This window comes from Streptococcus sanguinis (assembly GCF_003943655.1).
GTDB classification, from domain to species: Bacteria; Bacillota; Bacilli; order Lactobacillales; family Streptococcaceae; genus Streptococcus; species Streptococcus sanguinis_F.
This window is the reverse complement of record NZ_RJMM01000031.1, coordinates 1-23,504: the sequence shown is the minus strand read 5'-3', so window position 1 is coordinate 23,504 and position 23,504 is coordinate 1. Positions and strand designations below refer to the sequence as shown.

The window sequence follows — 23,504 nt, the reverse complement described above, 5'->3', positions numbered from 1 at the left end:
TAATTTAATTTTTGCCTATAACTGCCTCTATAAACCAAATCCGAACATTTTATAAAAATTTTCAAAAAGGTCTTGACATATTATTAGGAAAAACTTAAAATATAGGAAATTAGAAAAGTAGTAGATGCATTTGTTTTTAGCGAGCTCGTGGTTGGTGGAAATGAGCAGCAAATCTTTACGAAGTTGGGCTAATTGATAAAATGAATTTGAAACAATAAGAATTCGGTAGGCACACCTTACAGTGCAGCTTGTTTGATGACAAGACAGAGATATGGAGAATACTATCTTTTTTCCATAATTGAGGTGGCACCGCGATTTACGCCCTCACACAGAATACCTGTGTGAGGTTTTTTGTTGCTTATTATAAAAAAACAAGGAGAATTACCTATGTTTAAACGATGGCGTCCCTAGGGATTAAACAGAAAAAATATAAAACATAGAAATGGAGAAAGAACATGAAAAACAAACGATTAATCACTATCTTAGGCCTTCTGGCCGTTTTGGCAATCGGTGGGATTGTCTATTCCAGCTTGAACAGCAAAGGCAACACCACTAAGACTGGCGACGACAGTCAGACGGTCAAGGTCGGCGTGCTGCAGTATGTCAGCCACCCTTCGCTGGATTTGATTTACAAGGGGATTCAGGATGGTTTGGCTGAGGAAGGCTATAAGGGAGACAAGATTAAGATTGACTTTATGAATGCTGAGGGCGATCAGAGTAAGGTCTCTACTATGAGCAAGCAGCTGGTTTCCAATGACAATGATGTGCTGATTGGGATTGCGACTCCGTCTGCACAAGGACTGGCTGCAGCTACTAAGGACAAGCCTATTGTCATGGGAGCTATCACAGATCCAGTTGGAGCAAATCTAGTGAAAAATCTGGACAAGCCAGGGGGCAATATCACTGGTGTCTCTGACCGCAATCCAGCTAAGCAACAGCTAGAGCTGATTAAAAAATTGACTCCAGATGTCAAAACTATCGGTGCACTCTACTCTAGCAGCGAAGACAACTCCAAAGCTCAGGTAGAAGAGTTCAAAAAATTGGCTGAAGAGGCAGGCTACAAGGTAGAGGAATACTCTGTTCCTTCAACCAATGAAATTGCTTCAACCATGAATGTCATGACTGGCAAGGTTGATGCTATCTGGATTCCAATTGACAATACCATTGCTTCAGCTTTTGCGACAGTTGTGTCCAGCAATAAAGAAGCTAAGAAACCGATTTATCCAAGTGCGACAGCCATGGTGGAAGAAGGAGGCCTTGCCTCTGTCGTTGTAGACCAGTATGACCTAGGTGTTGCGACTGGTAAAATGGCAGCTAAAGTCCTTAAAGGTGCTAAACCTGCTGACACTGCAGTAGATATTTTCGATACAGGTAAATCTGTTATCAATACCAAAAATGCCAAAGAACTTGGCATTACTGTACCAGAAGATGTTTTGAAAGAAGCAGGACAAGTGATTAAATAGAAAGAAGGAAGTCTGTTGTTTCACAGGCTTCTTTTTCTCAATAGTCTCTTCTTGTAAAACCTTTAACTGAGCTTGCGAAATGTTTAGAAATCTGTTAGAATGAAGTATAACTGAATAGCAATCCGCAAGACCAGTAACCTAGAGGAAGTTTAACAGGGAGGGGAGCCATCGACTGAAAGCTCTCTAGATGAAAGCTAGGCGAATTCACTTGCTCTAGGATTGATAAGTAAGGTCTGGCTTGCCAGATAAAAAACGGATGGTACCGCGTGTCAACGCTCCGCTTATGGAGATTGGCGCGCCTTTTATTTTGGAGGGAAAATGACGAAAACGATTGAAGAACAACTAAAAAGCCTGCGTGAAGAGACTCTAGCTTCTCTCAAGCAGCTCAAGGCTGAGAATCAAAAAGAACTGCAGGACTTGCGTGTAGCTGTCTTGGGTAAAAAAGGTTCACTGACTGAAGTCCTGAAAGGGATGAAGGATATTTCAGCTGAAATGCGGCCGATTATCGGGAAGCACGTCAATGAAGCGCGTGATATTCTGACAGCTGCCTTTGAAAAGACTGCTCAAGAGATGGAAGAGCAATTAGTAGCTCTGAAACTGGCTGAGGAATCCTTGGATGTGACTCTGCCAGGCCGTCAAATTCCGGTTGGGAACCGTCATATTCTTAGCCAAACTAGTGAAGAAATTGAAGATATCTTCATCGGGATGGGCTATCAGGTCGTGGACGGCTTTGAAGTGGAAAAGGACTATTACAACTTTGAGCGGATGAATCTGCCTAAGGACCACCCAGCACGGGATATGCAGGACACTTTCTACATTACAAAGGAGATCCTGCTCAGAACCCACACTAGTCCGGTACAGGCGCGAGCTATGGATGCTCATGACTTTTCTAAAGGGCCACTCAAGATGATCTCACCAGGGCGCGTTTTCCGCCGGGATACCGATGATGCGACTCACTCCCACCAGTTCCATCAAATTGAAGGCTTGGTGGTTGGAGAAAATATTTCCATGGCAAACCTGCAAGGAACGCTGCAGCTAATTGTCCAGAAGATGTTCGGTGAAGACCGCAGTATCCGTCTGCGTCCATCTTACTTTCCATTCACTGAACCATCTGTTGAAGTGGATGTTTCCTGCTTTAAGTGTGGCGGCGCCGGCTGTAATGTCTGCAAGAAGACCGGCTGGATTGAGATTATGGGAGCTGGTATGGTGCATCCGCGCGTGTTGGAAATGAGCGGCATTGATGCAGAGAAATACTCTGGATTTGCCTTTGGTCTTGGCCAAGAGCGGGTGGCTATGCTCCGCTACGGTATCAACGACATTCGTGGCTTCTACCAAGGAGATATTCGTTTTTCTCAGCAGTTTAAGTAGAAACCTGTATTCATAGATGCAGCTTTTCTGAGAAAGGAGTGCAGTATGCTAGTCAGAGTCAAGAAAGAAGAAGCGAACATCCTGCGAGAGTTGGAAGTCGCAACCTATCAAGAAACCTTTGGCCCATTTATCAAGGAAGCTGATATGGCTCATTATTTTGACAATGAGCTGTCGCTTGCAACTATCGAAAAGGAACTGGCAGACCCTGAGTCAGAGACTTATTTTGTTGTCAAAGGCGGTGAAATTGCTGGTTTTCTCAAGGTAAACTGGGGACAGGCTCAAACAGAGCAAGAACTGCCACAGGCCTTTGAGGTTCAGCGAATTTACGTTTTGAAAGCCTATCATGGTCAGGGATTAGGCAAGGAAATGTTTGAATTTGCCTTGGAAGAAGCCAAAAAACGAGGTTTTGACTGGGTCTGGCTGGGCGTCTGGGAGAAGAATTTTAGAGCTCAAGATTTTTACTTCAAATACGGCTTTGAAAAATTCAGCCAGCACGACTATATCACTGGTGAGACAGTAGACACAGACTGGCTGCTGCGCAAGAAATTGAAATAAACAAGAAAATTTAAAGAGAGGAAATGATACGACCTAAAAGCTTTAAATTTAGATGATTTGTTTCTGAAATCAGGATTTCATACAAATCTCTAAAATTTGGTCGGTCAAGTTCCTTAGCGATAGAATAGAGAAAGGAATTGAACCCGGGCTAAAAACTCGAAAAAAGATAGATTTGCGATCATTCGTCGAATGCTTAGTTAATCTCCTGTTTTTCAGTCGTTTTTGACGCCCTTGGTATCTTAAATATGCTAGTAAGTTATAAGTGGTTAAAAGAGTTAGTAGACATTGATGTGGCGAGCGCTGAGCTGGCTGAGAAAATGTCAACAACAGGAATTGAAGTAGAAGGTGTGACTTCACCAGCTGCTGGCCTGTCAAAAATTGTCGTTGGCGAGGTGGTATCGTGTGAGGATGTTCCTGATACCCACCTGCATGTTTGTCAAGTCAATGTCGGAGAAGAGGAGAACCGTCAGATTGTCTGTGGTGCTCCGAATGTCTGTGAAGGCATCAAGGTCATGGTAGCTTTGCCAGGTGCTCGCATTGCCGACAATTATAAGATTAAAAAAGGAAAAATCCGTGGCTTGGAGTCACTGGGCATGATCTGCTCTCTCGGTGAGCTGGGCATTTCTGATTCTGTCGTGCCAAAGGAATTTGCGGATGGCATTCAAATCCTGCCTGAAGAAGCAGTGCCAGGTGAGGAAGTCTTCTCTTATCTGGATTTGGACGATGAGATTATCGAGCTTTCTATCACGCCAAACCGGGCAGATGCTCTGTCTATGCGTGGGGTGGCTCATGAGGTGGCTGCGATTTATGACAAGTCTGTACGTTTCAAAGACTTCCCACTGGTGGAGAATGAAAAGCAGGCAGCTGACAGTCTTTCAGTAGCCCTTGAGACAGAGAAAGCCCCTTATTACGCAGCTCGTATCTTGGAAAATGTCACCATTGCGCCAAGTCCTCAGTGGCTGCAAAATCTTCTCATGAACGAAGGAATCCGTCCGATTAACAATGTAGTGGACGTGACTAACTACATCCTGCTCTACTTTGGTCAGCCCATGCATGCTTTTGATCTGGATACTTTTGAGGGTGACCAGATTGTCGTCCGGGAAGCGCGTGCTGGTGAAAAACTGGTGACACTGGACGGCGAAGAGCGCGAGCTGGAAGTCAGCGACCTAGTCATTACTGTGGCGGATAAGCCAGTTGCTCTGGCTGGTGTCATGGGCGGTGCAGCGACTGAAATTTCTGGTAAGTCCACTCGTGTTGTTCTGGAGGCGGCTGTTTTTGATGGAAAATCAATCCGCAAGACCAGCGGTCGCCTTAATCTGCGTTCGGAATCATCTTCCCGCTTTGAAAAAGGCATCAATGTAGCAACTGTCAATGAAGCTTTGGATGCGGCAGCAAGTATGATTGCGGACTTGGCAGGTGCAACTGTTCAGGCTGGTATCGTATCTGCTGGTAGCTTAGACACTAGTGATGTAGAAGTGGTGTCCAGTCTCGCGGATGTCAACCGAGTTTTGGGAACAGATTTACTTTATACAGATATTGTGGATGTCTTCCGCAGACTTGGCTTTGGCTTGTCAGGAAATGCTGAACAGTTCACTGTCAGTGTCCCTCGCCGTCGCTGGGATATTTCAATCGAAGCAGACCTCTATGAAGAAATTGCCCGCATTTACGGCTATGACAAATTACCAGCTAGCCTGCCAAAAGATGACGGGACTGCCGGTGAATTGACTGAAACGCAGCAACTGCGCCGTCAAGTACGGACCTTGGCAGAGGGAGCTGGGCTGACAGAAATCATCACCTATGCTTTGACGACGCCAGAAAAGGCGATTGAGTTCACTCTCAATCCTAGTAACTTGACTGAGCTTATGTGGCCAATGACAGTGGAGCGCTCTGTTCTTCGTCAGAACATGGTTTCTGGCATTTTGGACTCCCTAGCCTACAATGTAGCTCGTAAAAATAAGAATCTAGCCCTCTATGAGATTGGAAAAGTCTTTGAGCAGACTGGCAATCCTAAGGAAGAACTGCCAAATGAAATCAATAGCTTTGCCTTTGCTTTGACAGGTCTGGTTAATGAAAAAGACTTCCAGACCAAGCCAGTAGCAGTTGATTTCTTCTATGCTAAGGGTGTAGTGGAAGCACTCTTTGCTAAGTTGGGCTTGACAGCTGAATACGCGGCTAGTAGCCAGATTAAGAGTTTGCATCCTGGTCGGACTGCTTTAATCTCTATCAATGGCCAGCCTGTCGGCTTTGTCGGCCAAGTCCATCCTGCGGCAGCCAAGGCTTACGATATTCCTGAAACTTATGTGGCTGAGCTCAACCTGTCTGCTATCGAAGAGCAGCTCCAGCCAGCACAGCCATTTACGGAAATCACTAAATTCCCAGCTGTCAGCCGTGATGTGGCCATCTTGCTTAAGTCAGAAATCACACACCAAGAGGTCCTTGATGCAATCCAAGCAGCTGGTGTTAAGCGTTTGACAGATATTAAGCTCTTTGATATCTTCTCTGGTGACAAGCTGGGGGTTGGCCTCAAATCCATGGCCTACAGCCTGACTTTCCGAAATCCAGAAGCCAGCCTGACTGACGAAGAAGTGGCTAAATATATGGAAAAAATCGAAAAATCTCTTACCGAAAAACTCGGTGCAGAAGTTCGCTAATGAACTATTCCCCAGTCATGTGATTGGGGATTTTGATTGATACTCTTCGAAATCCTATTCAAATCATAGTTGATTTGCAGTTTCGCTTGGCTTTCTATCTGGGCAAGCTTATTACTAGGATGCGAGCAAAGATGTAGACGAAACGAGAAATATTCGAAATTGAAAATCAGTAGGGAAAGTAATCATGGAAAATTCAAACCAAATCTCCCAATGTCAGACTCTTTGGGCTAGAAATAAATATCTGGTTCTCAGTCATTCCAGTAAGATCTATCTGGAAATCCGCCAATATCTAAAAAGTGACTCGGTGGAAGCAGTACATGTTCAAGACTTGATTGATCAGGCGATAGCCCTGCCTGAAAATCGCGGTCAGGTCAGCAATGCCTTTCAGCATGTTTGGGGTTATTTTAAGAAGAAAGCCAGCTCAGCTGAAAAGGAAGATTTTATGCATCTTTTACTTCGTTACCAATCCGGTCAGGCTGAGAAAAAAGACTTGGTAAGAGCTGTAAGGGACCTGCTAGTCAAGTATCCCAATCCTTATCTGCAGAAATCGACTTTGTTATTTGGGGATGAAGAATGAGGAACTGAAATCAAGGGGAAAGAATAAGCTTGCTCGTCTAGTAGCTTTGAGGGGTGTAGATGATAAGAATAATTTGTTAGGCTCATAAACAATATTATTTTGACTGGTTTCGATACAGGCTCCACCTCGAGCAAAACGTGTCTTTAAGGTATGATTGGAGAAAAAATGTTTTTTACTTATCAGGGAAATAAATTATATTATAAAGTGATTGGTCAAGGAAAACCAGTCATGGCAATTCATGGTTTGGGCTGTTCATCTGAATTGATGGAAGGATGTTTGGAACCTATTTTTGAGAAACATGCTGGCTATAAAAGAATTTATTTAGATTTGCCTGGCATGGGTAGGTCTGATGCCAATCCTGCTTTTGCAAGTGCGGATGCGATTTTAGAGATGCTCCTGAACTTTATAGAAACTGTAATCGGCGGACACAGCTTTCTCTTAGCTGGAGAGTCTTATGGTGGTTATCTCGCTCGAGGAATTTTGGCTAAGAAAAGGTCGGAGATTGATGGTTTGTTGCTAATTTGTCCAGTAGTTGTACCCAATCCGCAAGAAAGAATTCTTCCAAAAGACAGCCTGCTAATTAGAGATGTTGGGTTTGATATAGCAGGCAAAAGCGAAGATTTCGTTGATTTAGCGATTTTACAGACTAAAGAAACTTATCAACGGTTTGAAAAAGAAATACTAGCAGGGCTTCAGATGATGAATGTTCCTTTTGTCCAAAATCTGCAAGAAAACTATTCTTTTTCGTTTGAAGTGGATCAAGAGATACAGAAAAAGGGCTACGATAAGCCCAGCCTTTTTATAGCAGGGAAGCAGGACCAAGTGGTGGGCTTCCAGCAGTTAGCCCAACTGTCTCACTATTTTCCAAGGGCAACCTATGCTGTGATGGATCTTGCTGGTCACAATGCACAGATAGATCAAGAGGCTCTCTTTACGGCCTTGGTTGAAAATTGGCTCAAGCGAATTGAACTTTCCTGATACTACAAGATTTAATATGTTGAACAGAGCAGATGAAACTGGAGTTCATCAAAGAAATCTAATTCAGCCCCAAATTGATTTTAAAAGCATTGAAAAAAGCGGTCATACCGCTTTTTTGCTTATTATCCCCAGAATTTCTGGGCGATTTCTTGGCCTTGTTTTATTTTGGCCCATTGTTGCTCAATGGTGAGTTCGTTTCCAGAGTCACAAGAGGCGAAGCCGCATTGGTGAGAGAGCAGGAGACGCTCTTTCGGTAGAACGGTTGCTGCTTTCTCGAGCAGGTCTAAGACACGCATTTCATCATCCAAGCCTGTGGTTTTACTGGAGAGCAGTCCTAAAACGACTTCCGCATCCTTGTCTTTCAAAGCTGCTAGGGCTGATACATCACCAGCTACATCGCTGTCCCACTCTAGGAAGTAGCGATCATAGTGTTGGTCGCTCAGAAATTTTTCCGCGATAGCTTCGTAGGTACCCTCAGCAGCAGAGCGGCTTTCGTAGTTACCACGGCAGTTGTGGGTCCAGACAGTCAGTCCTAGCTCATGAGCGTAGTCTACGACTTCGTTATTAATAGCGACAAACTCGTCTGCCAGGTCAGCCAGACTGGCATTGCCCTCTGTATAGAAGCTAGCAGGGTTGGACTCGTCAAAGAGTTCCCAGAGGCAGTCGTCAAACTGGATAATCTGTCCGCCAGCAGCCTTATAATCGTCCAAAAATTCCTTATAAGCTTGAATCAAGCCTTTTTTCAAATCTTCATTGGACTCATAAACTTGTCCTGGTCCCGCCAAGCGGTCAAAGACAGCTAACTCAGTATAAGCATGGGCAGGTCCCCAGACAGTCAGCTTGGTATCTTCACCAGCAGCCTCTTCCTTGACTAGCTTATAAATCTCGATAAAGTGATGGTTTTTACCAGAAAGTGGTGCTGTGATACGGATACCAATGTCCTTACGGGTCTCGTATTGTCCGCCGTCGTGGTCCTTGAAGGTGTAGCCGTGGTCAGCAATGTAGCGCTCGATTCCCTTAAGTCCCCAGACAAAGTCCAGATGCCACATGGACTTGGAGTATTCTCCATCCGTCAGGATGTCAATACCCTTAGCCTTTTGCTCAGCGACAATCTCCTTGATGTCAGCTTTCTCCGTCTCATGATAGCCTGGGAAGCTGTCGTAGAAAGGGTATTGAATATCATCGCGGTGCTCAATTTCTGTTTTATACTGGCGCAGATTTTCTGGGCGCAGAAGAGATCCAACCAGTTGAAATTTTGATTTTGTCATAAGATTTCTCACTTTTATTACCTATTACCATCTATTGTATCGAAAATTCCTCGGCAAATAAAATAGTTAATTCTGCTGGTAGGGTATAGCCGAAAACTATTGCTAGTGCTTCCTGAAATTGTTCTCTCAAATTAAAGTATCTTCTCCATTACAGTTTCCTGAGCCTGAAGCCCTAATCGCTCATAGAAACGCAGGGCTCCGACATTGTCGTTCCAAACATTGAGAGTCAGATTATAGCAGCCGATTTTCCGAGCATAGTCTTCCGCAAAGCGGTAAAGCTTCTCGCCAACCTTTTGCCCTCTGGCTTTCTCATCTACACATAAATCCTCGATAAAAAGTGTCTTGATGGGATTGAGTACCGGACTGACAGGCTGCTTGATGGAGCAGAAGAGATGGCCCAGGACGTCTCCAGTTTCATTCTCAAAGACAAAAATAGTGGTGGAATCTTGGTCAAGAAACTTCTCTAGTTCTTCATTGCTAAACTTACTGCCTTTGGCCTTGAAAATATCCGGCCGAGCTTGGTGATGGACAAGCAGGATTTGCTGAAGCAGTTCTTGTAGTGCAGGAATATCGCTGACTTGGGCTTTTCTGATTGGCATAATTTTCTCCTTTTATCTTTTATAGATTCATTATACGACGGGGAACTATTTTGTCAAGCGAGCTCGGAAAGATTAACAGAACAAGTAGCGTCTGAATAGCAAAGGTCAGTCAGAGTGATTGATTTCGGTAAGGTGTATTTCCTTATAATAAAAACTATTTTTTCTTGACAAATGAAACAGACAAGTGTAGAATATAAGTATAAACTACAAATGTAGAAAAAAGGAGAAAAGGATATGACTATTACAAAAAAAGCCTTTATTGGAATTCTATCTCTGACAGCGGCAGTCCTATTGGCTGCTTGCTCAGGCAGTACCAACCAAGGAGGGAATACTAGTTCATCACAGAATACACAAGGCCAGACATCACAATCTGCGCAAAATCAGACTTCGCAGTCATCAGCTGCATCATCCTCTAATCACCCTTCGTCATCATCAAATGCGGGGCAGACTACTAATCTAGACGGTCGCTACCAAGCAACCGACCATGATGGCGACCAACATGTCCTGGAAATCAATGGTACGACTGGTACTTGGACTGAGACCGAGGTCGATGGCAGTAAGGAAATCAAGCAGGTACAAGTAGATGCTGCTAATCAAAGACTGATTGTTGGTGATGATGTCAAAAGTTACCGCCAAAATGGCAATCAGCTGATTGTGGACGAATTGGATGATGATCCAGACACTCTGACCTTTACCAAGCAGTAAAGCGCTTTTCATTCTGCTCAGGACAACAGGATGAGCAGTGAGGAAATCTAACTAGAGGCTGGGACAAAAGTCCTAGCCTCTCAATTGTCTTTGGATTGTCGAGCAAGACGCAGTGGTTGAGTGGGCTCTACTACGCTGATTTCATCAGCTTTTACAGCCCTACTCAACTGTGCGGAGGTGGGACGACGAAATCGAATTCTAACGAATAACCGATTTCTGTCCCACTCTCTTTTTTATAAGAATTTTATCTTAAATGATGTCAAAAATTTGACTTGAAGGGTGCTCTAAGTTGTATAATAGTTACTATAAAGATATCAAAGGAGAAGAAACGATGAAATTGGCAGTTTATACAAAAGCAGGTCAAGTTGGACTGACTGAGATTGATCGTCCGCAAATCATTGAGGCAGATGATGCCATTATTCGGATTGTTCGGACCTGTGTCTGTGGCTCTGACCTATGGCGCTACCGCAGTCAAGATATTGAAGCAGGCCATCAAAATAGTGGGCATGAAGCGATTGGAATTATCGAAGAAATCGGGGATGCAGTAACGACTGTTAAACCTGGCGATTTTGTTATTGCGCCATTTACTCATGGATGCGGGCAATGTGATGCCTGCCGGGCAGGATTTGATGGTACTTGTGATTCTCATATTGGGAATAACTGGTCAGACGGGGTGCAAGCAGAATATATGCGCTTCGAATTTGCTAACTGGGCTCTTATCAAAATTCCGGGTCAGCCTTCTGATTATACAGAAGGAATGCTCAAATCACTCTTGACACTGGCTGATGTCATGCCAACTGGTTATCATGCTGCACGAGTGGCAGATGTTAAGCCTGGTGATAAGGTGGTCGTTATTGGTGACGGAGCTGTTGGACAATGCGCTGTTATTGCGGCTAAAATGCGTGGTGCTTCCCAAATCGTTCTCATGAGCCGTCACGAAGATCGACAAAAGATGGCTTTAGAGTCAGGTGCGACAGCTGTTGTTGCAGAACGTGGCGAAGAAGGAATTGCCAAAGTACGTGAGATTCTAGGTGGCGGGGCAGATGCAGCTCTGGAATATGTCGGAACAGAAGCAGCTGTTGATCAAGCTCTGGGAGTCCTTCACAACGGTGGCCGCTTAGGCTTTGTCGGTGTGCCTCACTATAATAACCGAGCTCTTGGTTCTACCTTTGTTCAAAATATTACAGTGGCAGGCGGTGCGGCCTCTGTCACGACTTACGACAAGCAAATCTTGCTCAAGGCAGTTCTTGACGGCGATATTAATCCAGGTCGCGTCTTTACTTCGAGCTACAAACTAGAAGATATTGATCAAGCTTATAAGGATATGGATGAACGCAAGACTATTAAGTCCATGATTGTCTTTGATTAGGTGTATAAGAAAACAGCCTTGCTGCGGTCTATTTATGATGGCAGTAGGCTGTTTTTGAATAGCTTGGTAGTTCTTTTCATGAAAGGAAATTCATTCTTTTTGCTCTCTGCACCAAGCTATCCACTTTGACCATTCGGCGGCCAGATGGAGCTGGTGTTCTTTGATAAGCCTGTCTGGACAAAGGCTGGGAAATTCGACGCAGAATCGGGCTTCTAGGCCTTTTTCTGTGTCGCGAAACTGATGGCGAATTCCACCGATATTGCAACCATTCACTAGACTGGCGGCACCGACAGTTTGGAAGGGATAAGACGCATCACGAGGCTCCTCTATCTCAGCTTCACCACCAAGGTCAAGAAAAAACTGTGTTGGCAGTGGGCTGTTTCCTGCAGTCTCAATGACTTCAAGTTTGCTGCTGTGGGGCTGCAAGGCATAATGGTCTGGACAGGCACCAAGATTGATGCTTTTATGAATATCTGTTTTTTCTAGCATCAACTTTTCTAGCTTTTTACTGAAAGAAGCAGCAGTCAGTCCACTTGCAAAAATCGTGATGATAGCTCTTTTTCTTGGTTTTTTGGACCATTTGGCCGCCCATTTCATCAAATATTGGCTCCATTTGAGTTTAGTACCTATTTTCTGGATTAGCTCCTCGTATGTCAGCTTCATTTTTGCTTCCAGTAGGGCTTGGTCTAAAATTTCCGTGTTGTCAGTATTCGGCAGCTGTAGATTAAGTATCTTAGCTGCTTTATGGATTCTCTGTTTCCGCCATTGCTCAATTCTTTCTTGACTGACTTCCTTTTGATTGATCATAATCTTCATCTTTTAATCCTCCTGTTCTTGCCTTCTGCCTATATTTATTATATAGTGGGAGCTGGATGACATACAAGCATCAATTTTAGAGAGACTGTTGCATTTTGAGGTGAATGGCATGTATGAGAAAAAAAGAAGAAAGACAGAAAAGCGGATAGAGACTAGCTTGCTGCAGCTGATGAAAGAGCAGACTTTTGAAACTATCAGTATTCGTCAGCTGATTGACTTGGCAGAGGTGAATCGCAGTACCTTTTATCGGCATTATCTGGATAAATATGATCTGCTGGAGAAGATAGAAGACCGCTTGCTAGATGATTTGCAGGTCTATTATCAAGAAGCTCTAGATTCTGCCTGCTTGTTCAAGTTAGAAAAGGATTTTAAAGTGGAAGACTATATCTATGAGAAACAAAATCTTTTTCATTTTTTTGAGACTCACTTGGAAGACTTAGCCATTCTTTTGGGTCCAAATGGCAGTCCAACTAGTTCGCGTCGGTTGCAGGAAGCTTTGAGGGAGATTTTCTCGCAGAGTATTTCCTTGGCTGATCCACATTTAGAGGATATAGAAGCAGATTTGCTGCTGAATCATCAGATTGCGTCCTTTATGGGAACTCTGACTTACTGGCTGGCTCATCCTCGCTATCAGATTCAGCAAATGAGTGATTTTCATGCTAGGGTGACCGCTGTTGGTTTAGCAGGTTTTGTCAGAGAGCATATGGAGGGGGATTGACAGGATAGTTTTTCCAGTTTGTTTCTTTATGGTATAATAGTCTCGAATATCTCAAAGGAGGACAGCTTTGTTTTTAGCTTTTAAAGAGATTGTCTACAGCCGCGGACGCTATCGTTTGGTGGTTGCTGTGGTCTTTCTCATTACCTATATGGTTTTCTTTTTATCCAGTCTTTCCGTTGGTTTGGCTAGGCTCAATCGCTTGGCTTTGGACCAATGGCAGGCTGAGTCAATCGTATTGTCGGAGTACGCCAATAAGAATCTAATAGCTTCGACTCTCAAGGAAGAGGAATACAGCCGCCTGCTTCAAGGGGAATCAATCGCTGCTTTGGGACAAACGTCAGCAGTGGCCAATTATGAAGATGGGACTGATAAACTCAATGCTCAGGTTTTTGGTCTCTCTTGGGATAGTTTTCTAGCGCCTGACATTATTGAGGGACGTCCTGCTGAGAATGCTTATGAAGTTATTGCGGATAAGCGTCTCCAGCAAAAAGGTGTGAAGCTAGGCGACCAACTCCAGCTCAATGGCAGTGAGCGCCTCTATCAGGTTGTTGGTTTCACAGAGGATAATAGCTTCTTTACTCAACCTGTAATTTTTATGGATTTAGATGATTTCAGGGAATTAAAGTACGGCTCAAGTCAGGTTAAGAATATCAGCGCACTTGTGGTCAAGGATGGTCAGAAGATTGAAGAAGCTGGACTTAGTCAGCTTTCTATGAGTGATTTTATAGAAAACATCCCTGGTTACCAGCCTCAGGTACTGACTTTTTCCTTTATGATTGGGGCCATGATTCTGATTACATTTTTAGTATTGGGAATTTTTATGTACATCATTACCATCCAAAAGACACATCTTTACGGTATTATGCGCGCCCAAGGGATTGCCAGTGGGAAGATTATTGCTTCTATTTTTTGGCAGATTTTCATCCTGTCCACTCTGGGAATCAGCTTAGCTGTCTTGGCTCTTTTGGGAAGCCAGCTTGTCTTGCCAGCTTCTATGCCTTTTTACAGTGACTGGCGAGCTTATGCTGGATTGATTGTCCTGATTGTTTTCATGTCACTGGCTGGCGGACTCTTGTCCATTCACCGGGTTCTGAAAATTGACCCTATCACAGCAATCGGAGGTGAGTAAATGTCAATCATAGAACTAAAAGGGGTTACAAAAGAATACGGCCAGGGGCATACTCTGGTTCAAGCCCTGAAACCAACTGATTTCCAACTGGAAGCAGGCCAGTTTGTAGCTATTATTGGGCCGTCAGGCTCAGGAAAAACAACTTTTCTGACCTTGCTGGGGCATTTACAAACGCCTTCAAAAGGTCAGATTCTCCTGCATGGGAAAGATACTTCCCAGCTCAAGGAAAAGGAACGGGCTGCTCTACGTTTCAATGATTTCGGCTTCATTTTGCAAGCCTCCAATCTCATACCTTTTTTGAAAATCGAAGACCAGTTTCAGCTGATTGACCGCTTATCTAAAAAGGAAAGAACAGAACTAGACAGTCTGATTGAGCTACTAGATCTAAAAGGAACACTCAAGCAGTATCCCAAAGAATTGTCCGGCGGAGAACGGCAGAGAGCTGCTATCGCTAGAGCGCTTTACAATAGCCCAGATATTATCTTGGCTGATGAGCCGACAGCTAGTCTGGATACGGAGCGGGCCAAGCGCGTGGTCCATTTACTCAAAGAGGTGACCCAGAAATTCCATAAGAGCGTGGTCATGATTACCCATGATACCCGCCTGCTGGACGAGGTTGACAAGGTTTATGAGATGCAAGACGGAGTGCTGACTCAAGTTCGATAAAGCATTAGAATGGTTTATGCAATCAAACAGAGAAAAAACAAGGAGAGGACTATGATTCATTATAAAATAAATCCTAAGCTAGATTTTGCGGCAGTGCTAGACCTCTATGATTCGGTTAGTTGGAGCAATTACACTAATCGTCCTCAGCAGTTAGAGCAGGCCTTCCATCAGTCCTTGTTTGTGATGGCGGCCTATGACGATGAGGAGTTGGTTGGTTTGATCCGAGCGGTCGGAGATGGGCTTACCATTATCTTTATTCAGGATTTGCTGGTGTATCCACACTACCAGCGTCAGGGGATTGGACGAAACCTTCTTCAGAAAACATTGGAAAGTTTTAAGGATGTTTACCAAATCCAGTTGGCAACGGAGCAGTCAGATAAAAATCTAGCGTTTTATCGAGAGCTCGGCTTTCGCCGACAGGAAGATTTTGACTGTACCGGTATGATTTATGCACCTGATAAAAAGTAAAATTATAGAGAGAGTGGGACAGAAATCGGTAATTCGTTAGAATTCGATTTCGTCGTCCCACCTCCGCACAGTTGAGTAGGACTGTAAAAGCTGATGAAATCAGCGTAGTAGAGCCCACTCAACCACTGCGTCTTGCTCGACAATCCAAAGACAATTGAGAGGCTAGGACTTTTGTCCCAGCCTCTTTTGTCATGTTTACAAGAGGAAGTGATATGGACTGATGAANATCTTTCTCGGTCTCTTTTATTTTTCCTTGACAGTTAAATTGTCAGAATTTATAATAAAAGAAGAAAGGTGATAACGGTGTTATCGAATTAAAACCATGAAAAAAGAAACAGATGAGTTAAACGAAAAAATCTTGGAAAGCGCGAGGAGTGAGTTCTTGGCTTATGGCTATCAGAATGCTTCACTGCGGAGAATTTGTCGCGCGGCTGGTTTGACGACTGGGGCACTTTATAAGCGCTATGAGAGTAAGGACAATCTCTTTACTGCTCTGCTTGAGCCTACTCTGACAGCCTTAGACCAGTATGGACAAGAGCAGAAGCGACGTGACTATGATTTCCTAGAAGAGGGGCACCTGTCTGATATGTGGACTCATCGCTTAGAGGATCTCCAGTCCCTGATGCGGATTCTCTATGAGCATAGGGATATTATGCAGCTCTTGCTCTTTAAATCTCAGGGTTCTTCGCAAGCGGACTTCAGGATGCGTCTGCCTCATTTGGCTGCTGACGAGACTTATCGCTATTTGGAGCTGGCTTACAAAGAGGGGAAAATCAATCATCTGGTCAAACATGAGTTTCTGCGATCGTGCATGACAGCTTATTACACAGCTGTATTTGAGCCCTTGGCTCAAGACTGGCCCCAAGAGCAGGCGCTGGAATTTTGCCATTCCATCATGGACTTGTTTGACTGGGGAGGTTTGCTAGGTTTTTGATAGAAAGAAGGAAATTCTATGAAGAAAAAATCTGTCCTTGCTTGGATTTGGGACTTTGTTTCCCTTCATCAGATATATTTTGTGTTCAGTCTGTTCTTTGCCTTTGCCTCTGTGCTTTCAGGATTTCTGCCTTATTTCTTTATTGGTGGAATGATTAATCAGCTATTGGATGGCAATAAAAACTGGGATTTCTACTTGCAGCAGTCAGCTTGGGCGGATCTGGCCTGGATTGGCTACTGGGGATTCCACGGTATTTCCACCATGCTGTCGCATACGGCTACTTTTAAGATTCTAGCGGAAATGCGGCACCGCCTGACAGATAAGCTGGCTAGGCTACCTCTAGGTACAGTGCTTAGTCAATCATCAGGCAGTTATAAAAACATTATCGTTGAGCGGGTAGATGCGACCGAAACGACCTTGGCCCACCTGATTCCAGAGTTTACCGCTGGGATTTTTGGTCCGATTATTGTTCTCATTGCCATGCTGGTTATCGATTGGCGGCTGACCTTGCTGTCTCTCCTGACTATTCCCATCGTGGCTCTGGCCTATATGCGGATGGTTGCCAATAGCGAAGCTGACTATCAAAATACTCTGGTCAAGACCAAAAAGCTCAATGATACAGCGGTGGAATACATCAATGGGATTGAGGTTATCAAGGTTTTTGGCAAGGAAAAATTTTCTTATGATAAGTTTGTGACGGCTGCTAGAGAAGGAGCAGATTGCTTTATTGAGTGGATGCGCAAGTTCAATCTGGAGATGGGCATTGTGACTGCTTTTCTGCCATCAGGCTTGCTCTTTCTGCTTCCGGCTGGCTGTTATTTCTATCTGCAAGGTAGCTTGACTGCCAGCAATTTCATTCTGATGATTATTCTTTCGCTCAGTCTTCTGACTCCTCTGATTTTAGTGGCTAGTTACATGGACGATTTACGGAAAATCGGGACTATTTTTGGTCAAGTCATTGATATTTTGGAAAAGCCTGATTTGAAAAGACCTCAGGAGCTGAGAGAACTTCCAAAAGGAAGGGATCTGGTCATGACGGATGTCAGCTTTGGCTATACAGATGAAGAGGAAGTACTGCATGGTATTTCGCTAGATATTAAGTCTGGCAGCATCAATGCTTTAGTCGGCCCATCAGGCTCGGGTAAGTCTACAATTGCCAAGATTCTGGCTTCTTTCTGGGATGTCAGTTCTGGTCAGATTACCTATGGTGGCTTGGACATTCGCCAGCTTCCACTAGACTATTATAGTCGGCAGATTGCTTACGTGACTCAGGATAACTATCTCTTTGATGAGACTATTATGGAAAATATCCGGATGGGAAATCCAGCAGCTTCTGACGAAGAGGTCATCGAAATTGCTCGTCGCTGCGGCTGTTATGACTTTATCATGCACTTAGAAGACGGCTTTGAAACTCAAGTAGGCTCTGGCGGCGGTCATCTATCTGGTGGGGAGCGTCAGCGGATTGCTATCGCCCGTGCCATGCTCAAGGATGCGCCGATTCTTATCTTAGATGAAGCGACTGCTTATACAGATCCGGAAAATGAAGCACGGATTCAGTCCAGTCTAGCTCGTCTGATTGAGGGGCGGACCTTGATTGTCATTGCCCACAGGCTGTCTACGATTATGAGTGCAGACCAGATAGTCTTGGTCAATGATGGTCGGATTGAAGCTAGAGGTCGGCATGAAGAATTGCTGGCAGCCAGTTCGCTTTATGCTTCCATGTGGCAGGCCCATATAGCTACCAGGGATAGTGATGAGATAGAAGGAGGGCTGACTCATGCTTAATATACTGAAGAAATTCTTTGATTTCTGTACGGCAGAGGACCGTAGGAAATTTTATCAATCCATTTATCTGGGCGTCATCAAGTCCTTTATCATCGCTCTGCGTATCCCAGCGATTGGCTTAGTCGTTATGGGACTGATTGAGAAGAATCTCTCTATGCAGACTTTCTGGCTGGCTCTGGGCATCATGCTGGTATCCACATTGCTAAACGTCTGGATTACCCTGAAAATCACCATGCTGCAGACGGAAGCGGGCTATCATACCTGTGCTCAGAAGCGGATTGAAATTGCCGAGCACATGCGCTATCTACCCATGGGCTACTTTAATCAAAATAGCTTGGGCAAGATTACCAGTGTCACGACTAATACGCTGGAAGGGCTGTCTGATGTAGCTACCAGAGTGGTTATGATGACAGTGCAGGGATTTCTGACGACTGGCCTCATCACTATTTTGGTCTTTCTCTATGATTGGCGGGTTGGACTGGTTCTCTTGGTGGGTCTCGTCCTCTTTCTCCTGCCAAATACCCTCATGCGTTGGCAAGTTGGCAAGGTTTCTGATGACAAGTATCAGGCGGATATGGATCTAGTTGCTGTTGTTTTGGAGTATAGCCAAGGGATTGCTGAAGTTAAGAACTATAATCTGGTCAACCGTTCTGCCAAGAAGCTGTCCAAGGCTATTGAAGGCAAGAGTCGGCTAGATACCAAAATGACACTCGTGACCTCACCTTACATTGCCCTCCAGGGCATGGTGACCAAGCTGACCGGTCTCTTTATGGGGCTTTTCTCTATCTACTTTTATCTCAGTGGCAGTATGGAGCTGCTGGTAACTATTATGATGATTGTCAGTGGTTTTATGATTTATGAAAATCTAGATGGCGTTGGCTCTTTCTCTTCTCTCCTGCGCATTGTTGATCTGTCGGTTGATATGGTCAATCAAGTTTTGGCTATCCAACCGATGGACATCAGTGGTCAGGATATTGAGCCTAATAGCAGCCGAATTGAGCTGAGAGACGTTAGCTTCTCTTATGGAAATAAGAAAATCATTGACCAGGTCTCCCTCACCATTCCAGAAAAAACGACAACTGCCTTGGTCGGACCTTCTGGATCTGGCAAAACAACGCTATGCAACCTCATCGCCCGCTTCTGGGATGTCGACCAGGGAAGTATCAGTTTGGACGGGCATGATGTCAGGGATTACAGCTATGACAGCCTGATTCGTAATTTCAGCTTTGTCTTCCAAAGCGTCTATCTCTTTGAGGATACCATTGCTAATAACATTCGTTTTGGCAAGCCGGAGGCCAGTCAGAAAGAAGTGATAGAGGCTTCCAAGAAAGCTGCCTGTCATGACTTTATCCTCTCACTGCCTGATGGCTATGATACCAAGATTGGTGAAGGAGGTGCCAGTCTTTCTGGAGGTGAGCGTCAGCGCATTTCCATAGCTCGGGCAATTATCAAGGATGCGCCTATTATCATTCTGGATGAAGCAACAGCCAATGTTGATCCAGAAAACGAAGAAGCCCTCATGCAGGCCATTCAGGCTCTGACTCGCGATAAGACCATTATCATGATTGCCCATCGACTTAAGACGGTTGAGCATGCAGATCAGATTTTAGTGCTGGATCAAGGCCGCATTGTCGAGCAAGGCAAACACCAAGACTTACTAGCCAAACAAGGTATCTATAGTAAGTTTATCCAAGAAAGAAAAACAGCTGCCAGCTGGCGGATTGAGATGGAGGAGTGATAGTATTTAAACCGTTGTCAATCAGCGGTTTTTTTACGTTTGATTTCACTTATTTCAGTCTTGACTGAAATGAGTGAAAGAGATATACTATAGGCAAGAGGTAACAGATATGAATCAGAAAAAGAAGATTAGTTTAAAGCCAGAGTTACAAAAGTTTATTGAGAATATTGCTGCCATTTATGAAGGTTATGGCATTCCGCGAATTGGGGGTCGGATTTTCGGTTTGAGCCTTGTTTTTGGAGAACCTTTGTCAGCAGAAGATATCTCGGGTCTCCTTCAAGCAAGCAGGAGCAGTATTTCTACCAATATTCGAGCTTTAATGCTCAATGGCTGGATAGAAAAGGTTACCTTTCCTGGAGATAGGATTGACTATTTTAGATTTTCCCCTCAGGCTTGGGAACGAGTTCTAGAACATCGAAAAGAAGCTTTATTTCCAATCAAGCAGATTGTTGAAAGGGGACAGCAGGAACTGGCTGAAGATTCGCTCGAACACCAGCAGTTAGAAGACATGAAAGCATGGCTGGATATCCAGGCTCATTATCAGGAGGAAATGTTGAAGGCTTGGCGGAAACATATCAGAGACAAGCAAAGAGGGTGACGAAGATGTATGAAAATCCTTATCAATATTTATCGGGAAATATTGGAGACAAAAAACTCATTCGAGCAGGTTTTGAAGAAAAATTCTATGATACAGGACAGGTTAAACTGAATTATGTTGTGGGACCGGACAATGGACCCAATCTCCTGCTTATTCCGGCTCAAATGGGGACCTGGGAATCTTATGGCAAAGTCCTGATTCCTCTTTCTCAGCAGTTCAAGGTATATGCTATTGATATTCGGGGGCATGGCAAGTCCAGCTGGACACCTGGAGATTATTCTTGGTCTACAATCGGTCAGGATATGCGTTCCTTTATTGACAATGTCGTCCAAGGGAAAGTCATCATTTCTGGAAATTCTTCAGGAGGTATTATCGCTCTTTGGTGTGCAGCCAATTTGGATTCGGAAGTGGCAGGAATTGTCATTGAGGATGCTCCTGTCTTTTCTGCAGAGATGCCTCGTTTTAAGGAGAGGGACCGTTTTGTCTACAATGGTCTCAAGCATGTAGTAGAAAAGCTAGGGGACTTGGACAATCGTGATTTAGCAGATTATTTTTCAGGTCAGGAGATGCCTGTCTCGGAGAATCGGGTTAAAAAAATGCCTGACTGGATGATTCGTTTATTATCAAAGCGAATCAAAAAATTTCAAACCAATCACCCCAATCAGCCACTTGAAGTTGGTTTTCCATCTGCTTTGAAGCAGCTTCTTAAATCACTGTCCATGTTTGATCCAGATTTTGCTCGCACTTTTGTGGATGGCCGATTTTATAAAGGTATTGATCATACTGAAGCCCTGAAAGCAAGCACTTGTCCAATACTATGTCTCCATGCTAACTGGAAAAGATATGAGAAGTACGGTCTAGTTGGGGCTCTAGATGACCAGGATGTTCAGCATATTCTGGAGTTGGCGCCACAGACTATTTACAAAAAAATTCCAGCCAACCATGTCATCCATGCATTTAAACCCCGTTGCTATATCCAAGCTTTGCTGGAGTTTAAAGATATAATTCAGAATCGTTAAAGCAAGCTATTGGCTTGCTGTTTTTCATTTATTGGCAGGAATGGTATAATAGTTGATAGTCATAAGAAGTTGATTAGTGAATTGCAGAGAAGATGAAGAAGACGAGTGCTAATGCTAAATGATGACATTTTAATCTATCAGCACGGAAAAGAACAAAGTTTTAAATTTTAAATGAAGAGGTACCCCATGAATGAAATTAAATGCCCCAACTGCGGGGAAGTTTTTACAGTTAATGAGAGCCAGTACAGTGAGCTTTTGTCTCAGGTTCGAACTGCAGAGTTTGACAAGGAAATTCATGCTCGGATTGAGCAGGAACTGGCTTTAGCAGAGCAAAAATCCCAGAATGCCCAACAAGCTCTGCTATCGCAGAAAGAGCAGGAAATTAGCAAGCTTCAAAGTCAGATTGCTCAGTTTGAGACCCAGCAGGAATTGGCAAAGAAAGAGGCGGAGCAGGCAGCTAGTCTTCAATTGCAGGAGAAGGATAAGGAAGTTCAGCAATTGGAAAGTCAGCTGACAACTCTGCGCTTGGAGCATGAAAATCAACTTCAAAAGACCTTGTCTGCGCTGGAAAAAGAGCGAGACGAGGTTAAGAACCAGCTAGTCTTGCAAGAAAAGGAAGCAGCGCTGGCTCAGACCTCGCTCAAAGAGCGCTATGAGGTAGAGCTGCGGCAGAAAGATGAGACCATAGAGTTCTACAAGGATTTCAAAGCCAAGCAGTCTACTAAGATGATTGGTGAGAGTTTGGAACAGCACTGCGAGTACGAGTTTAACAAGAACCGTATGGCCATGTTTCCACGAGCGGAGTTTGGCAAGGACAATGACGCTAGAACAGGCAGCAAGGGTGACTACATTTACCGTGAGGTGGATGAAAATGGTGTAGAAATCCTCTCCATCATGTTTGAGATGAAAAATGAAGGCGATGAGACAGCGACCAAGAAGAAAAACGAGCATTTCTTCAAAGAGCTGGATAAGGACCGGCGGGAGAAAGGCTGTGAGTATGCTATTCTGGTGACACTTCTTGAGGCTGACAGCGAGCTCTACAATTCGGGTATTGTCGATGTGTCCTATGCCTATGAGAAGATGTATGTTATCCGGCCTCAGTTCTTTCTGCCCATGATTACCCTCCTGCGTAATGCTGCGCTTAACTCGCTCCAGTACAAGCAGGAACTGGCCTTGGTTAGGGAGCAGAACATTGATATTACGCATTTTGAGGAAGATTTGGATGCCTTTAAAGTAGCTTTCGCCAAGAACTATCAGTCTGCTTCGACCAACTTTGGCAAAGCAATCGAAGAGATTGACAAGGCAATTCGCCGGATGGAAGAAATCAAGAAATTCCTGACGACCTCTGAAAACCAGCTGCGCTTGGCAAACAACAAACTGGACGATGTCTCTGTCAAAAAATTGACGCGCAAAAATCCTACCATGAAAGCAAAGTTTGAAGCGCTAAAGGGAGAGTGAGAAAGAAATGGGAAATGAAATATTAGTTCAGAATACTGACAAAGTAGATGAGGTACAAAGTTTAAATTACGATGAGTTAGAAGAACTGCTAGAGCAACAATTTAAGATTGAATTTTCTAATCTTGAAAAGTTACAAATAGAATTTAAAGAGATTGGTTCACCCGATAAGTTAAGCGATGTTATTTTAGATGAAATTTGGAGTCAATTTGGGAATCAAATTGGCTTAGATATGACAAGTGATACTCTTCTCCAGCAGTATAATGATAAGCATCCTGAAGGTTATACAAAAGATATTGGTGACAGAATTGTAAAAGACAAAAGATATCTCGATGCAAATAAATCCATGAAAAAAAACCAAAAATCAGGAAATCTGAGGGATGAATACACTGGAAAAATATTAAAAAGAAATGAAAAAGCAAATCTCGATCATGTAATTCCAAGGAAGCAAGTCTATGAGAATGTTTGGAGGAAAATTGCTAATTTAGAAACTGCAGATTTAGCGAATAAAAAGGAAAATTTGGCTCCCACTAATGAATCTCTTAATAAAAGTAAAGGAGCAAAATCCAACAGTGAGTATATAAAAAATAGAGAAGTTAGAGAAGAGAAACTCATAGAACAAGTTAAAAAAGATAATGAAAAAAT

22 protein-coding genes and 1 other annotated feature are annotated in these 23,504 nt (G+C 43.8%); of the genes, 19 read left to right on the top strand and 3 right to left on the bottom strand.

Annotation, left to right across the window (positions count from 1 at the left end; translation table 11 throughout):
- The first annotated feature begins 94 nt into the window (after positions 1–94).
- Positions 95–329, top strand: a binding site (T-box leader).
- Positions 330–455: 126 nt separating this feature from the next.
- The 6 genes from trpX (at position 456) to D8886_RS10510 (ending at position 7,592) form a co-directional block, all read left to right on the top strand.
- On the top strand, positions 456–1,463 hold the full coding sequence (trpX, locus tag D8886_RS10535; protein WP_125341357.1) for a tryptophan ABC transporter substrate-binding protein: 1,008 nt from the start codon (positions 456–458) through the stop codon (positions 1,461–1,463).
- Positions 1,464–1,781: 318 nt separating this feature from the next.
- Positions 1,782–2,831 (top strand): phenylalanine--tRNA ligase subunit alpha, encoded by a 1,050-nt coding sequence (gene pheS, locus D8886_RS10530; protein WP_125435562.1) that lies wholly within the window; start codon positions 1,782–1,784, stop codon positions 2,829–2,831.
- Between the two features lie 45 nt (positions 2,832–2,876).
- A complete protein-coding gene (locus D8886_RS10525) occupies positions 2,877–3,386 on the top strand; it encodes a GNAT family N-acetyltransferase (RefSeq protein WP_002930094.1) in 510 nt (169 codons plus the stop codon).
- Positions 3,387–3,631: 245 nt separating this feature from the next.
- Positions 3,632–6,037: a phenylalanine--tRNA ligase subunit beta gene (pheT, locus tag D8886_RS10520; protein WP_125435560.1), complete on the top strand. Its 2,406-nt coding sequence runs from the start codon at positions 3,632–3,634 to the stop codon at positions 6,035–6,037.
- Between the two features lie 184 nt (positions 6,038–6,221).
- Positions 6,222–6,614: a YbgA family protein gene (locus D8886_RS10515; RefSeq protein WP_125332075.1), complete on the top strand. Its 393-nt coding sequence runs from the start codon at positions 6,222–6,224 to the stop codon at positions 6,612–6,614.
- Positions 6,615–6,764: 150 nt separating this feature from the next.
- A complete protein-coding gene (locus D8886_RS10510; protein WP_125435558.1) occupies positions 6,765–7,592 on the top strand; it encodes an alpha/beta fold hydrolase in 828 nt (275 codons plus the stop codon).
- 122 nt (positions 7,593–7,714) lie between these two features.
- Here the strand turns inward: D8886_RS10510 and D8886_RS10505 are convergent, their stop codons facing one another.
- Positions 7,715–8,860, bottom strand: coding sequence for a cobalamin-independent methionine synthase II family protein (locus D8886_RS10505; RefSeq protein WP_185761296.1), 1,146 nt, complete (start codon positions 8,858–8,860; stop codon positions 7,715–7,717).
- Positions 8,861–8,991: 131 nt separating this feature from the next.
- Positions 8,992–9,459 (bottom strand): GNAT family N-acetyltransferase, encoded by a 468-nt coding sequence (locus tag D8886_RS10500; RefSeq protein ID WP_125435554.1) that lies wholly within the window; start codon positions 9,457–9,459, stop codon positions 8,992–8,994.
- A gap of 234 nt (positions 9,460–9,693) precedes the next feature.
- Between D8886_RS10500 and D8886_RS10495 the strand changes: the two genes are divergently transcribed.
- Together D8886_RS10495 and D8886_RS10485 are read left to right on the top strand one after the other, a co-directional pair.
- Positions 9,694–10,164: an SP_0198 family lipoprotein gene (locus D8886_RS10495; RefSeq protein ID WP_125435552.1), complete on the top strand. Its 471-nt coding sequence runs from the start codon at positions 9,694–9,696 to the stop codon at positions 10,162–10,164.
- A gap of 331 nt (positions 10,165–10,495) precedes the next feature.
- Positions 10,496–11,533 carry an alcohol dehydrogenase catalytic domain-containing protein gene (locus D8886_RS10485; RefSeq protein ID WP_125435550.1) on the top strand — a complete coding sequence of 346 codons (1,038 nt, stop codon included), beginning with the start codon at positions 10,496–10,498 and terminating at the stop codon, positions 11,531–11,533.
- A 90-nt stretch (positions 11,534–11,623) separates the two neighbouring features.
- Here the strand turns inward: D8886_RS10485 and D8886_RS10480 are convergent, their stop codons facing one another.
- On the bottom strand, positions 11,624–12,349 hold the full coding sequence (locus D8886_RS10480; protein WP_125435548.1) for a hypothetical protein: 726 nt from the start codon (positions 12,347–12,349) through the stop codon (positions 11,624–11,626).
- Positions 12,350–12,458: 109 nt separating this feature from the next.
- Here D8886_RS10480 and D8886_RS10475 point away from each other — a divergent pair, with 109 nt between their 5' ends.
- The 11 genes from D8886_RS10475 to D8886_RS10420 form a co-directional block, all read left to right on the top strand.
- Positions 12,459–13,067 (top strand): TetR/AcrR family transcriptional regulator, encoded by a 609-nt coding sequence (locus tag D8886_RS10475; RefSeq protein WP_125435546.1) that lies wholly within the window; start codon positions 12,459–12,461, stop codon positions 13,065–13,067.
- 67 nt (positions 13,068–13,134) lie between these two features.
- Complete coding sequence (locus tag D8886_RS10470; RefSeq protein WP_185761295.1) at positions 13,135–14,196, top strand: ABC transporter permease; 1,062 nt, start codon at positions 13,135–13,137, stop codon at positions 14,194–14,196.
- Positions 14,197–14,862, top strand: coding sequence for an ABC transporter ATP-binding protein (locus D8886_RS10465; protein WP_125435544.1), 666 nt, complete (start codon positions 14,197–14,199; stop codon positions 14,860–14,862).
- 51 nt (positions 14,863–14,913) lie between these two features.
- Positions 14,914–15,330, top strand: a complete 417-nt coding sequence (locus tag D8886_RS10460; protein ID WP_125435542.1) for a GNAT family N-acetyltransferase — start codon at positions 14,914–14,916, stop codon at positions 15,328–15,330.
- A gap of 322 nt (positions 15,331–15,652) precedes the next feature.
- Complete coding sequence (locus D8886_RS10450) at positions 15,653–16,264, top strand: TetR/AcrR family transcriptional regulator (protein ID WP_125435540.1); 612 nt, start codon at positions 15,653–15,655, stop codon at positions 16,262–16,264.
- Between the two features lie 18 nt (positions 16,265–16,282).
- A complete protein-coding gene (locus tag D8886_RS10445; RefSeq protein ID WP_125435538.1) occupies positions 16,283–18,049 on the top strand; it encodes an ABC transporter ATP-binding protein in 1,767 nt (588 codons plus the stop codon).
- Positions 18,042–19,787: an ABC transporter ATP-binding protein gene (locus tag D8886_RS10440; protein ID WP_125435536.1), complete on the top strand. Its 1,746-nt coding sequence runs from the start codon at positions 18,042–18,044 to the stop codon at positions 19,785–19,787. Before D8886_RS10445 ends, D8886_RS10440 begins: the two co-directional genes overlap by 8 nt.
- 109 nt (positions 19,788–19,896) lie before the next feature.
- Positions 19,897–20,385 (top strand): GbsR/MarR family transcriptional regulator, encoded by a 489-nt coding sequence (locus tag D8886_RS10435; RefSeq protein ID WP_125435534.1) that lies wholly within the window; start codon positions 19,897–19,899, stop codon positions 20,383–20,385.
- A gap of 5 nt (positions 20,386–20,390) precedes the next feature.
- The gene (locus D8886_RS10430) at positions 20,391–21,404 is read left to right on the top strand and encodes an alpha/beta fold hydrolase (protein ID WP_125435532.1); all 1,014 of its coding nucleotides are present in this window, start codon (positions 20,391–20,393) and stop codon (positions 21,402–21,404) included.
- A gap of 186 nt (positions 21,405–21,590) precedes the next feature.
- Complete coding sequence (locus D8886_RS10425) at positions 21,591–22,862, top strand: DUF2130 domain-containing protein (protein ID WP_125435530.1); 1,272 nt, start codon at positions 21,591–21,593, stop codon at positions 22,860–22,862.
- A gap of 7 nt (positions 22,863–22,869) precedes the next feature.
- Positions 22,870–23,504, top strand: a 635-nt coding sequence (locus tag D8886_RS10420; RefSeq protein WP_125435528.1) for a hypothetical protein, incomplete at its 3' end; no start/stop codon positions are given.

Coding starts and splice junctions, on each gene's coding strand:
- D8886_RS10485 (WP_125435550.1), top strand. CDS start 10,496: ATGAAATTGGCAGTTTATACAAAAGCAGGTCAAGTTGGACTGACTGAG.
- trpX (WP_125341357.1), top strand. CDS start 456: ATGAAAAACAAACGATTAATCACTATCTTAGGCCTTCTGGCCGTTTTG.
- D8886_RS10450 (WP_125435540.1), top strand. CDS start 15,653: ATGAAAAAAGAAACAGATGAGTTAAACGAAAAAATCTTGGAAAGCGCG.
- D8886_RS10500 (WP_125435554.1), bottom strand. CDS start 9,459: ATGCCAATCAGAAAAGCCCAAGTCAGCGATATTCCTGCACTACAAGAA.
- D8886_RS10465 (WP_125435544.1), top strand. CDS start 14,197: ATGTCAATCATAGAACTAAAAGGGGTTACAAAAGAATACGGCCAGGGG.
- D8886_RS10480 (WP_125435548.1), bottom strand. CDS start 12,349: ATGAAGATTATGATCAATCAAAAGGAAGTCAGTCAAGAAAGAATTGAG.
- pheS (WP_125435562.1), top strand. CDS start 1,782: ATGACGAAAACGATTGAAGAACAACTAAAAAGCCTGCGTGAAGAGACT.
- D8886_RS10460 (WP_125435542.1), top strand. CDS start 14,914: ATGATTCATTATAAAATAAATCCTAAGCTAGATTTTGCGGCAGTGCTA.
- D8886_RS10510 (WP_125435558.1), top strand. CDS start 6,765: ATGATTGGAGAAAAAATGTTTTTTACTTATCAGGGAAATAAATTATAT.
- D8886_RS10435 (WP_125435534.1), top strand. CDS start 19,897: ATGAATCAGAAAAAGAAGATTAGTTTAAAGCCAGAGTTACAAAAGTTT.
- D8886_RS10515 (WP_125332075.1), top strand. CDS start 6,222: ATGGAAAATTCAAACCAAATCTCCCAATGTCAGACTCTTTGGGCTAGA.
- D8886_RS10430 (WP_125435532.1), top strand. CDS start 20,391: ATGTATGAAAATCCTTATCAATATTTATCGGGAAATATTGGAGACAAA.
- D8886_RS10445 (WP_125435538.1), top strand. CDS start 16,283: ATGAAGAAAAAATCTGTCCTTGCTTGGATTTGGGACTTTGTTTCCCTT.
- D8886_RS10525 (WP_002930094.1), top strand. CDS start 2,877: ATGCTAGTCAGAGTCAAGAAAGAAGAAGCGAACATCCTGCGAGAGTTG.
- D8886_RS10495 (WP_125435552.1), top strand. CDS start 9,694: ATGACTATTACAAAAAAAGCCTTTATTGGAATTCTATCTCTGACAGCG.
- D8886_RS10425 (WP_125435530.1), top strand. CDS start 21,591: ATGAATGAAATTAAATGCCCCAACTGCGGGGAAGTTTTTACAGTTAAT.
- pheT (WP_125435560.1), top strand. CDS start 3,632: ATGCTAGTAAGTTATAAGTGGTTAAAAGAGTTAGTAGACATTGATGTG.
- D8886_RS10475 (WP_125435546.1), top strand. CDS start 12,459: ATGTATGAGAAAAAAAGAAGAAAGACAGAAAAGCGGATAGAGACTAGC.
- D8886_RS10505 (WP_185761296.1), bottom strand. CDS start 8,860: ATGACAAAATCAAAATTTCAACTGGTTGGATCTCTTCTGCGCCCAGAA.
- D8886_RS10440 (WP_125435536.1), top strand. CDS start 18,042: ATGCTTAATATACTGAAGAAATTCTTTGATTTCTGTACGGCAGAGGAC.